Origin of the sequence: Clostridium tertium (genome assembly GCF_017873245.1) — a bacterium.
Taxonomy (GTDB): domain Bacteria; phylum Bacillota; class Clostridia; order Clostridiales; family Clostridiaceae; genus Clostridium; species Clostridium tertium.
Genome location: NZ_JAGGJY010000001.1, coordinates 66143 through 78602 on the forward strand (window position 1 = coordinate 66143; position 12460 = coordinate 78602).

At 30.1% G+C, this 12460-nt stretch carries 12 protein-coding genes; 11 read left to right on the plus strand and 1 reads right to left on the minus strand.

Features of this window, described 5'->3' with window-relative positions; all coding sequences use genetic code 11:
* Positions 1 to 255: 255 nt before the first annotated feature.
* From J2Z25_RS00350 to J2Z25_RS00400, 11 genes are all read left to right on the plus strand, one after another.
* Positions 256 to 1890 (plus strand): ABC transporter substrate-binding protein, encoded by a 1635-nt coding sequence (locus J2Z25_RS00350; protein WP_209737503.1) that lies wholly within the window; start codon positions 256 to 258, stop codon positions 1888 to 1890.
* A gap of 69 nt (positions 1891 to 1959) precedes the next feature.
* Positions 1960 to 2919, plus strand: a complete 960-nt coding sequence (locus J2Z25_RS00355) for an ABC transporter permease (RefSeq protein WP_035285092.1) — start codon at positions 1960 to 1962, stop codon at positions 2917 to 2919.
* 9 nt (positions 2920 to 2928) lie between these two features.
* Complete coding sequence (locus J2Z25_RS00360; RefSeq protein ID WP_209737505.1) at positions 2929 to 3858, plus strand: ABC transporter permease; 930 nt, start codon at positions 2929 to 2931, stop codon at positions 3856 to 3858.
* Between the two features lie 12 nt (positions 3859 to 3870).
* Positions 3871 to 4908 carry an ABC transporter ATP-binding protein gene (locus tag J2Z25_RS00365; RefSeq protein WP_209737507.1) on the plus strand — a complete coding sequence of 346 codons (1038 nt, stop codon included), beginning with the start codon at positions 3871 to 3873 and terminating at the stop codon, positions 4906 to 4908.
* Entirely contained in the window at positions 4898 to 5926 is a 1029-nt protein-coding gene (locus tag J2Z25_RS00370; protein ID WP_185955565.1) for an ABC transporter ATP-binding protein, read from the plus strand. The genes J2Z25_RS00365 and J2Z25_RS00370 overlap by 11 nt, the downstream gene beginning before the upstream one ends.
* On the plus strand, positions 5919 to 6848 hold the full coding sequence (locus tag J2Z25_RS00375; protein ID WP_209737509.1) for a dihydrodipicolinate synthase family protein: 930 nt from the start codon (positions 5919 to 5921) through the stop codon (positions 6846 to 6848). The genes J2Z25_RS00370 and J2Z25_RS00375 overlap by 8 nt, the downstream gene beginning before the upstream one ends.
* Entirely contained in the window at positions 6838 to 8463 is a 1626-nt protein-coding gene (locus tag J2Z25_RS00380; protein WP_209737511.1) for an FAD-binding protein, read from the plus strand. Before J2Z25_RS00375 ends, J2Z25_RS00380 begins: the two co-directional genes overlap by 11 nt.
* 4 nt (positions 8464 to 8467) lie before the next feature.
* Complete coding sequence (locus tag J2Z25_RS00385) at positions 8468 to 9433, plus strand: acetylxylan esterase (RefSeq protein WP_209737514.1); 966 nt, start codon at positions 8468 to 8470, stop codon at positions 9431 to 9433.
* A gap of 1 nt (position 9434) precedes the next feature.
* Positions 9435 to 10400 carry an acetylxylan esterase gene (locus J2Z25_RS00390; RefSeq protein WP_209737516.1) on the plus strand — a complete coding sequence of 322 codons (966 nt, stop codon included), beginning with the start codon at positions 9435 to 9437 and terminating at the stop codon, positions 10398 to 10400.
* An 81-nt stretch (positions 10401 to 10481) separates the two neighbouring features.
* Entirely contained in the window at positions 10482 to 11180 is a 699-nt protein-coding gene (locus J2Z25_RS00395; protein ID WP_209737518.1) for an N-acetylmannosamine-6-phosphate 2-epimerase, read from the plus strand.
* A 2-nt stretch (positions 11181 to 11182) separates the two neighbouring features.
* A complete protein-coding gene (locus tag J2Z25_RS00400; RefSeq protein WP_209737520.1) occupies positions 11183 to 12121 on the plus strand; it encodes an ROK family protein in 939 nt (312 codons plus the stop codon).
* Between the two features lie 90 nt (positions 12122 to 12211).
* Here the strand turns inward: J2Z25_RS00400 and J2Z25_RS00405 are convergent, their stop codons facing one another.
* Positions 12212 to 12457 (minus strand): spore coat protein, encoded by a 246-nt coding sequence (locus J2Z25_RS00405; protein WP_209737522.1) that lies wholly within the window; start codon positions 12455 to 12457, stop codon positions 12212 to 12214.
* Positions 12458 to 12460 lie beyond the last annotated feature (3 nt).

The window sequence follows — 12460 nt, forward strand, 5'->3', positions numbered from 1 at the left end:
TTGAAATTATGATTTAGAATCAAATTTATTAAAAACAAAAAGAAAATTCAGAATATTTTAACGAATTATTAAAAATATACTAATTAAATAGTAAAATCCATAAATAGTATTAAATGGATTAAATAACGTTTACAATGGAATTTTCTGGTGATATAATCAAAGTATAAGTGAAGTTAAACTCCAAAAATGAAACCAAAAATGGAGTGAAAATTTTATTTTGATAATTTAATAGGGTAAAGAGATGGAGGGAAAAGAATGAAAAAAGTTATTAGCTGTGTTATTGCTGCTGTAATGTCATTATCTTTAGTTGCGTGTGGTGGTAACAAAAGTGGAGCTTCTAACGAAAGCAAACAAAAAATTATGTATTCTAATGGTGGGCCGGTAGAGTTTTTTGAAACACCATGGTTAAATCCAGGATCATATACTTATTCGAAGGTATTATATGATCATTTGATTGAAGCAGATGCAGACTTGAAACCATCTAAAGGAGAACTAGCAAAAGAGTACAAGCTTAGTGATGACGGAACGGAATTAGTATTTGATTTAAGAGACGATATATATTGGCATGATGGAGAAAAGATAACTTCGCAAGACATAAAATGGAGTATAGAATATTCCATGAAAACAGCAGTTGCTAATCCTGTATTTTTAAATACATTCAAAGCTATAAAAGGTAGCGAGGATTACTTAGCTGGAAAAGCACAAGAACTTTCAGGAATTGTAATTGACGGAAATAAAATAACTATTACTTTTGATAAAGTTGCACCAGATGCATTGTTAACATTTACACAATTTGCCCCATTACCAGAAAAATATTTTGAAGGAGTAGATCCATTAAAGTTCCAACAAGCAGAATACTTCCAAAATCCAATTGGTTCAGGACCATTTAAAGTAGAAGAAGTTAAAATGAATGATTATACAACATTAGTACCATTTGATAAATATTATGATGGTGTTGCTAATTATACAATTCATTTAACACCTAGCCCAGGAGATAGTGATCCTAACTTAGTTAATAATGTTAAATCAGGATTATTAGATTATGGATATACAAAGAGCGTAGCCGATGTTAAGGCTTTAAAAGATTCAAGTAATGTAAAATTAACTCAAGTAGATGTAAGATACACTCGTTTATTTTATGTAAATAAATTTAATAAGGCTGATGGAACAAAATCTCCGTTAGCAAATCCAAAGGTACGTCAAGCAATTAAATATGCAATAGACATGAAAACTATTGGACAAAATTTATTTGACGATACTATAATTCCAGCAAATAGTTTAACTCCAAATGGAGCAGATAAGGTAGAAGGCTTAAATAATTATGATTTTAACCCAGAAAAAGCTAAGCAATTATTAGCAGAGGCTAATTGGGATCCAAATTACACATTAGACGTTGTTTATTATTATACAGATCAATTAACAGTAGATTTAATGACTTCAATTCAATCATTCTTAAAAGATGTAGGAATAAAAATGAACTTTAGATTAGTTGAAGGAGATTTAGCAACTATTCTTTGGAAGGCACCTGATGATCAAGTAAATGGTCCAAGTGCTGTAGAATGGGATATGGCTTATGCAGCTAATGCAGCTCTTTCAATGCATGAATATTATGACAGATATAAGACAGGCTCACCTTCGAATTCACATACCCCAGCAGATGAAACATTAAATAAATTAATAGATGCAACAAATTCATCAATGAATCCAGAAGATCAAAAGAAAGCATATTTTGAATTACAAAAATACGAAAATGAAAATTTATTCTCAATCCCATTATATTATCAACCTATATTCTTAATCGAAAGCAATAGAATTGAAACCGGCATTGAGAAATATGGTAATCCTCAATTCAACTATGATTGGAATATTCAAAACTGGAAGATAAACTAATGTAGTTTAAATAATTAAATTTAGGGATTGCATATGGCAGTCCCTAAATTTCAAATTAGGGGGGACATTATGGTAAAGTTCATAATTAAAAAAATATTAGGATTAATTCCTATGCTTTTACTTATAACATTTATAATTTATTTAGGACTTGAGTTAACTCCAGGAGATGCAGTATCACATATGATAAGTCCTGAATTATTGTCAAATATGGATCCAGCTAAGTTAGATGAAATACGTGCAGCTTATGGATTAAATGACCCTTTTATATTGCGTTATTTTAGGTGGCTTGGAGAAATACTAAGAGGAAACTTTGGATATAGTGTATCAAGTGGAGTTCCTATAATAAATATAATAAAAGATTTGTTACCAGCTACTTTAGAATTAGCTATTGCAGCTTTACTTATTTCAACTATTCTTGGAAGTCTTTTAGGATTATTTAGTGCAATACGTCGTGGAACTTTCTCAGAAAACTTATTAACAGTTGCAGGTATGATTGGAGTATCAATACCACAATTTTTCTTCGGAATGGTTTGTATATTAATTTTTTCTTTAAATTTAGGGTGGTTACCTGTAGGTGGACGTATGATGCCAGGAAAAACAGCATTTATAGATAGATATGAATATTTAATATTGCCAGCACTTGTATTAGGAATTTCACTTACAGCAGGAGTAATGAGATATGCGCGTTCAAGTATGCTTGATACTATGAACAAAGAATATATAAGAACAGCTAGGAGTAAGGGGTTGCCAGAGTGGAGGGTAAATTTAGTACATGGATTCAGAGTTGCATTAACACCCGTTATTGTTTTAATTGGCTTCAGATTACCAACTTTAATTGGTGGTGCAGTAGTAATAGAGACAATATTTAGATGGCCGGGTATAGGAAGTGCATTTGCAACTGCAGTTCGTGCTCAAAATTATCCATTAGTTATGATGATAGCTTTACTTACAGTTACAGCAGTATTAGTTTCAAGCTTTTTAGTTGATGTATTAACGGCTTTACTTGACCCACGTGTTAAGTTAGATTAGGAGGATAGTATGGCAGAGGTAAGAATTAAAAGAAGTAGATTTGATCGTAAGTTAGATAAGATAAAGGAATTAGAGGAGTCTGGAGCTTTAGGGAAGAAAAATGTAAATCGTTCATTAAGAAAGCTTATGAATAATAAGCTTGCAGTAATTGGAATAATTATATTTTCTATAATTTTACTATCAGCGATATTTGCTCCACTTTTAACTAAATATGATCCCCTAGCTGTTGATATGAATAATGTTTTAAGGTCACCATCATCAGAGCATTTATTTGGTACAGATAAAGTAGGAAGAGATGTATTTTCAAGAGTATTATATGGTGGAAGGATATCAATTTTAATAGGATTAGGTAGTGCACTAGGATGTGCATTTATTGGAGTTTTACTTGGATGTTATGGAGGATATAAAGGAGGCTGGTTTGATAGTATAGTTTTACGTTTATCAGAAGTCTTTATGTCATTCCCTCAATTAGTATTAGTATTAATGCTAGTATCGATATTAGGACAAAGTCTAACTAATCTTATAATAATATTTATTTTAACAGGATGGGGTAGCGTTTATCGTATGGCTCGTGCAAAGATTCTTTCAATTAGGGAAGAGGAATATGTACAGTCACTTAAATCCTTTGGATTAAATGATTTTATAATTTGCTATAAACATATGTTACCTAATGCAATAGGACCAATTGTTGTAAATATAACTTTAAGTACAGCAATGTTTATATTAGAAGAAGCTTCACTAAGTTTTTTAGGACTTGGAGTACCTCTTGAAATTGCAACTTGGGGAAATATTTTAAATGCATCTCAAGATATGTTTACATTACAAAATAACTGGTGGTTATGGTTACCAGTAGGTATAGTAATTTCTTTATTTGTTATGAGTATTAACTTCGTCGGAGATGGTCTTCGTGATACAACAGATCCAACACAACAAGGTTAAGGAGGAAGAAATATGAAGGATAGACCTATAATTACTGTTAATAATTTAAAGACTTACTTTTATACAAATCAAAGATGTAACAAAGCAATAAATGGAGTTTCATTTAAAATAAAAAAGGGAAAAACACTTTGTGTTGTTGGAGAATCAGGTTGCGGAAAAAGTGTAACTGCATCATCAATAATGCAGCTATTACCAAAACTATCTAGGATAGAAGAAGGTGAAATAATATATCATGGAGACAAAGGTGATATAAGAATAGACAAGCTACCTAGAAATGGTAAAGAAATGAGAAATCTAAGAGGCAAGGATATAGCTATGATATTCCAAGACCCAATGACAGCATTAAATCCTGTTTACACAGTTGGTTATCAAATAACTGAAAATATATTATGTCATGAAAAGGTATCTAAAAAAGATGCTAAAGAGAGAACTTTAAATTTACTTAAAGACATGGGAATACCATTTCCAGAACAAAGAATAAATGAGTATCCCCATCAGTTTTCAGGTGGAATGAGGCAAAGAGCTATGATTGCAATGGCAATGAGTTGTAGTCCTAAAGTTTTAATTGCAGATGAACCAACAACAGCTTTAGATGTTACAATTCAAGCTCAGATATTTGAGCTTATGGATAAGCTAAAAAAAGAAAATGATACAGCAATATTACTTATAACTCATGATATGGGAGTTGTTAGTGAACTTGCAGATGAGGTTGCTGTTATGTATATGGGAAATATAATTGAAAGTGGTTCAGTTGAAGAAGTTTTAAAAACTCCAGCACATCCATATACTGAAGCTCTTTTAAAGTCAATTCCTATACTAGGAAAAGGAAAAGATCAGGATCTTAATCCTATAAAAGGTTCAACACCTGATCCATATGATAGGCCTATTGGATGCCAGTTTGCACCAAGATGCAATTATGCTTGTGAAAAATGCAATGAAATGCCAAGTGAAGAGGTTATAGGTGAAACTCATATGGTACGTTGTTTTAATCATAATATTGTGATTAAAAATAATTTAAAGGAAAAAGAGGTGATATCAAGTGGAAAATAAAGAAGTTTTATTAGAGTTAAAAGGTGCACAAACATACTTTCCAATAAAAGCTGGTATGCTAAAGAAACCTACTAAATTTGTTAAAGCAGTAAATGATATTGATTTAACTGTTTATAGAGGTGAGACTCTTGGATTAGTAGGGGAATCTGGATGCGGTAAAACTACACTTGGTAAGTCTATTCTTCAATTAGTTAAGCCAACTGGAGGAGAAATGATCTATGATTTTAAAAGAGATGTAGGTAAAAAAGATTTAAGAAAATTAAATCCTAAAGAAATGGATTTAGCACGTAGAAAGATGCAAATAGTCTTTCAAGATCCACATTCATCATTAAATCCTGCATTTACAATTTATCAATCTTTGTCAGATCCTTTAAAGAAATTTGGAGTAAAGGATAAAAAAGATAGAAGAATGATAATTGGGGATATATTAGAAGCTGTAAATATGAGAAGAGAATATATGGATAGATATCCACATGAGTTTTCAGGTGGACAAAGACAAAGAATTGGTATAGCAAGGGCACTTTGTGTTAATCCAGAACTAGTTATTTGCGATGAATCTGTATCAGCTTTAGATGTTTCAATACAGGCACAAGTATTAAATTTATTAAAGAAGATTAAAGAAGAAAGAAATTTAACATATATATTTATAACACATGATTTAAGTGTAGTGGAATATATAAGTGATAGAATTGCTGTAATGTATTTAGGACGAATAGTTGAACTTGCAGAAACATCTCAAATTTTCTCAAATAATTTACATCCTTATACTGAAGCGTTATTGTCAGCAATTCCAATAGCTGATTTAGATCATAAAAGAAAAAGAATAGTATTAGAAGGGGATGTGCCAAGTCCAGTGAATCCACCAGAAGGATGCAACTTTCATCCAAGATGTAGAAAATGTATGGATATTTGTAAAAAAGAAAGACCATTATTAAAAAAGCATATAGTTGATGGGGAGGAGCATTATGTTGCCTGTCACTTAGCAGAAATGAATATAAAGGAGAATAATAATGAGTAAGTTTGATATTAAAGATTTTAAGGGTGTAATTCCAGCAGTATTAACAGTTTTTGATAAAAATGAAGATATAGATGAAGTAGGAATGAGGCAATTAGTATCATATTTAATTAATAAAGGAGTAGACGGGCTATATCTTACAGGATCAACTGGAGAAGGATTTACTATGAATAGTGAAGAAAGAAAAAGAGTTGTTGAAATAGTTATAGATGAAAATAAGGGAAGGGTACCAGTTGTAGTTCATGTTGGAGCAATAGGGACAAGATTATCCATTGATTTAGCAAAACATGCAGAAGTAGCAGGTGCTGATGGAATATCTAGTGTTCCACCATTTTATTGGAAGTTTAACGAAAATCAAATAGTTAAGTATTATGAAGAAATTGCAAATTCATGTAATCTTCCAATGATAGTTTACAACGTACCTTTAGTAGGATTATTAGGAATGAATACTATAAAGAAGTTAGCATCAATAGAGAATGTTAAGGGAATAAAATATACTGCTTTATCTCATTATGAAATAACACAAATAAAAGATGAAGTAGGAGAAGAGTTTTTAGTTTATTCAGGTGCAGATGAAATGGCTATGTCAGGACTTTTAGCAGGTGCAGATGGAATAATAGGTTCATTTTATAATATAATGCCAGAATTATTTATTAACATTAAAAAAGCTGTAGATAGTAAAAACATAGATGAAGCGCAAAAACTTCAACGTCAAGCAGTAGAGATAATAATGTATTCACTAAAACTACCATCATTTTATGCAGGGATGAAAGTTGTATTAAGATGGAGAGGAATAAATGCAGGATATTGTCGTAGTCCATTTGAAAATTTAACAGAAAAAGAAGAAATAGAGTTTAGAGAAGGATATAAGAAATTAAAAGAAACCTACAATATAACAGGGGTTGAGTTCTTAGATGAAATATAAAGTAAAGCTAAGAAAGAGTACTGATTGTGATGTATTTGTAATTGGAGCTGGGATTGCAGGAGTAATGTCTGCAATCCAAGCATCAAATAAAGGATGCAAAGTAATACTTTCAAGTAGTGTTAATATATTTTCGGGTTCAAGTTTTTATCCTGGTACATGGGGATTAGGTTTAATTGGGCCAACAGACAAAAATGATGAAGATGATTTAATTAAAACAATCATTGAAGTCGGTTGTAATGTTGTAGATAGAAATTTAGTAAAAACATTTGTGAAGAATATAAATCCATGTATAAAAGAACTGAAAGATATGGGAATTAAATTAAAGCAAGCAGATAATGAAGGTGAAAAAGAATTTATTCCATGCTTTGATCATAAAAAAAGAAATTGGAATGGAATTTTATTTAGTAGTGCAAAAGAAGTCTTTGGAAAGAAATTAAAAGAAAATAAGGTAATAAAATATCCTTTTTCAGAAGTTATAGATATAGTGAAACAAAATGGTAATGTAGTAGGGGTAGTTCTTGTTAATAAATTAAATAAACTAGAATTTATTAAGTGTAAATCAATAGTTATTGCAAGTGGTGGAATAGGAGGATTATTTAAACATAGATTAAATACTAATGATATTACAGGACAAGGACAAGCATTAGCATTAAAATCTGGCTGCACATTAAATAATATAGAATTTATGCAAATGATGCCAGGATATATTAAGCCATGTTATAAAACAATATTTAATGAAAAAACATTTAAATATATAGAGGCTAAAGATGGAGAAGGAGTAGATGTATTCAAGGATATTTATAATTTAAAAGAAAAACTTGATATGAGATCAACTTACGGTCCATTTACTTCAAGATTAATTTCTAGAGATATTGATTATTCTATATTTAAAGAGTTTTTAAGAAATAAAAATGGTGTGACTATTAAATATAATGAAGAATTAAAATATAATATACCAGAGTTTATAAGATTATATTTTAATTGGTTAGAAGAAAATAAACATCTAACAATAGATGATGAAATAAATGTAGGAATGTTTTTTCATGCGGCTAATGGAGGTATTAGCATAAATGAAAAAGCTGAAACAAAAATAAAAGGAGTGTTTGCAGCAGGAGAATGTACAGGTGGAATGCATGGTGCGGATAGAATAGGAGGTTTATCTACAGCTAATGGACTTGTATTCGGAAAAATTTCAGGTGAAAGTGCTGCTGAATATGCAAAAGCTAAAAAAGATATTTGTGTGGAAGAAATAGAGTTTGAACTTTATGAAATAGATAAAGCAAATAAGATTATTGAGGAAGTTCAAGATATTATGTTTAAAAATGCAATGATAGAAAAAAATCAAATAGGGGTTGATGAAGCACTTTTAAAGATAAATAATATATCTAAAAATTTTATATATAAAGAAGATATAAATATGAAAAATATAAAATATTCATATAGGTTAGAATCTAATATTTTACTTGCTAAATCAATATTAAAGGCAATTGATCTTAGAAAGGAAAGTAGAGGTTCACATTATAGGAGTGATTATCCAACTACAAATGAAAAAATGGATAGAAGAATAAATGTAGAATTTGATAATGATATTAAAGTCTATTTTCAAGGGGAGTGATAAAATGCCTGTAGTAGATATGCCATTAGAAAAACTTAGAAAATATAAAGGTACGAATCCCATCCCAAAAGATTTCGATTCATTTTGGGATAATAGGATGGAGGAAGTATATAATCATCATTTAGAGTATTATCTCACTTGTAGTGAAATTAATTGTTTTAGTTCATGTGATTATTATGATTTGTGGTTTAAAGGCATAAATGGAGAAAAAGTATATGCTAAATATATTAAACCTAAATTAGATTACAAAATACCATTAATATTACAGTTTCATGGTTATCCAGGAGCAAGTAGGGGGTGGTTTGAACAGTCTTCATTTGCAGGTATGGGATGTGCAGTTTTAGCTATGGATTGCCCTGGGCAAGGGGGAAAAGGTGAAGATATTGGAGGTTATAAGGGATCTACAGTTTCTGGACATATCATTTCAGGATTAGATGGTAATACTAAAGATATGTATTACGTTAGGTTGTTTCAAAATGCTTCAATATTATGTAGAATTGCTCAAGAATTAGAAGATATTGACTCAAATAGAATATATGCTAACGGAGCAAGTCAAGGAGCTGGAATAGCATTAGTATGTTCCTCTTTAAATCCAATTATAAAAAGATGTGCGGCATTATATCCATTTCTTTCAGATTATAAAAGAGTATATGATATGGATTTAGATTTAGTAGCTTATGAAGGATTGAGATATTATTCAAGATGGTTTAATACTATGGGAGAAAAGGAAGATGAAGTATTTGAGAAGCTTGGGTACATAGATGTACATAATTTTGCCCATAGATTAAAATCAGAAGTCTTATTTGGGACAGGACTTATGGATAATATTTGTCCTCCATCAACTCAGTTTGCTGTATATAATAATATAACTTCTAAAAAGAAACATATTATTTTCCCAGATTATACACATGAAGAAATAAGTGAATTTGATGATATGTTAATAGACTTTTTCTTAAAGGAGGGAAAATGATATGCCGATGATGGATATGCCAATAAAGGAAATGGAGGCGTATTTAGGAAGTAGTATAAAGCCAAATGATTTTGATAATTTTTGGGATAGAGAAATAAATAGTATTACTGAAGAAAATTTAAAATATAGGATGGTAAAAAAAGAGTTTAAAAACAAACAAGCTGAATATTATGAAATTTATTTTAATGGTATAGATGGAGCTGAAATTTATGCAAAATATATTTGTCCATCAAGCAAAAAGAAATTTCCAATAGTATTAGAATTTCATGATTATAAAGAAGCAAGTAAAGGCTGGTATCACTTGAGTAGATACGTGGCAATTGGATATTCAGTAGTTGCTATGGATTGTAGAGGACAAGGGGGAAAAAGTCAAGATATTGGTGGAATAAAAGGCTCTACTGTGTGTGGACATTTAATTAATGGTTTAGATGGAGGGCTTAAAGATATGTACTATAGAAAAGTATATTTGGATGCTTATATATTATCTAGGATAATAGAAAAATTTGAGAAAACTGATATAAGCAAAATAATATCATTTGGAAAAGGCCAAGGAGCTGCACTTGCCTTAGTAGTAGCTGCCTTAAATAAAAATATAAATAAGTGTTCTTTGCAATATCCATTTTTAGCTGATTTTAAAAGGGTTTGGGATATGGACTTAGATGTAAATGCATATGAAGGAATTAGATATTATTTTAGATGGTTTGATCCAATGCACATGAGAGAAAAAGAAGTCTTTGAAAAACTTGCATATATAGATATTGTGAATTTTTCAAGCAAATTAAGTTGTGATTTATTAATTGGAACAGGTTTATTAGATAGCATATGTCCACCAAGTACTCAGTATGCGGTTTTTAATAATGTAAATTGTAAAAAGAAACATTTAATATTCCATAAATATGGGCATGAATTAAATAACTTTTTTGAAAATGAAAATCTAAAGTTTATGCAGTTCAATAATGTTAATTAAAATATATTGATTGATATTGATAATTACTATAAATGTTATATAGAAAATTACAGGTTAAGTATAAAAGTTAGGGGTGTTTTTATGAGAAAAGAAGAAATTATGGAAAAGATTAAAGGTGGATTAATAGTATCTTGTCAAGCTCTTCCTGATGAGCCACTTTATATTGAAGAGGATTCAATGATGCCATTAATGGCAAGAGCAGCAAAAAAAGCAGGAGCTTGTGCTATCAGAACAAATGGAGTAAGAGATGTTATTGGAATAAAGGAAGAAACAAATTTACCTGTTATCGGATTAATTAAGAAATCATATGAAGGATTTGAACCATATATTACATTTACTATGGATGAAATTGATTCTTTAGCAAAGGCTGGTGCAGATATTATTGCATTTGATTGCACATTAAGGAAAAGAAAAGACGGAAGGACTGTAGAGGAATTTATAAAAGCTATAAAAGAAAAGTATCCGAATATATTGTTAATGGCTGATATATCGAATTTAGAAGAAGGAATTAATGCTTTTAGAGCAGGAGTTGATATGGTTGGGACAACTTTAAGTGGATATACAAGTTATACTCCTAAGTTAGATGGGCCAGACTACGAATTAGTAAAAAATTTAGTAGAATCTATAGATATACCAGTTATAGCAGAGGGAAGGATTCATTATCCAAGCCAAGCTGTTGAAATGTTCGACCTTGGAGCTTATGCTGTAGTGGTTGGAGGTGCTATCACTAGACCTTTAGAGATTACAACAAGATTTATGGAAGCAATAAAGAAGAGGTAATTATGAAGTATTTAGGAATTGATATTGGGGGAACTTCAGTAAAGTTAGGGTTAGTAACAGATAAAGGAAAAATATTAGCTTCAGATAATTATGAAGTTGCATTTGATAATTATAAAACTCCTATATTTGAAACAGTTAAAAAATCAATAGAAAGATTTTTAAAGGATAATTCTATAAATAAAGATGAACTTATGGGTATTGGTGTTTCTGCAACTGGTCAAGTTAATAGTAATACTGGAATTATTGTCGGTGTAGGAGGAAATATTAAAAATTGGTGTAATACAGAAATAAAAAAAGAACTAGAAGAAATATATAATTTAAAAACTACAGTTATAAATGATGCAAATAGTATGGTTATTGGAGAACAATGGATAGGTAAAGCAAAGAATTATAAAAATATAATGGGTATTACAATAGGTACAGGAGTTGGCGGAGGAATAATAGTTAACTCAAATGTGTTATTAGGAAACATAGGAATAGCAGGAGAGCTAGGACATTTTTCTATAAATTCTAATGGGAAAGTATGTACTTGTGGCAATATAGGTTGCTATGAGCAATATGCATCTATGACAGCATTAATTAAAAATGTTAAAGAAAAATATATTGATATAGGGAATTTATCTATATCAAAAGAAGAGATAAATGGAAAGTATATTTTTGATGAGTTAGAAAAAGGAAATAAGGAATTAGAGTCTGTTGTAATTAATTGGATAGAGGATATAGGTAAGGGGCTAGTTAGCCTAACTCATATTTTTAATCCTGAAATTATAATAATTGGGGGAGCAGTAAGTAAACAAGAAAAGTTATTTATAAAACCTGTTAGAAACTATGTATTATCTCATGTTATGCAAAAGTTTGGAGAAAATTTAAAGGTTGAAGCTGCTGAATTAGAAAATAGTGCGGGATTAGTTGGTGCAGTTTATTATAATATAAATAACTAGATTTATTTAGAATAATGAATAATTTAAATTCATAGATACTTCCAATAATATGAAGAAAGATGCTAAGTATAATTAGCATCTTTCCTTATATTATTGCATAGTATACTTTTGCTTTGTTTGTTGAATCTTTTGAGCATCTACTTGTTCTGTAGGATACCAACCCTTGGCTTCCATTTTCTTATAGATTTCATGCTGTATTTTTAATGTTTCACATAGGATATCGTCAAAGGTTTGATGTATATTTTCAGTAGAAGCTTCAATTGTTCCATGTAAATATAAATCAGCAGCGCCTTTTGTAAGTAATAAAATATTTTCCATTAAATTTTTATCATCCATACT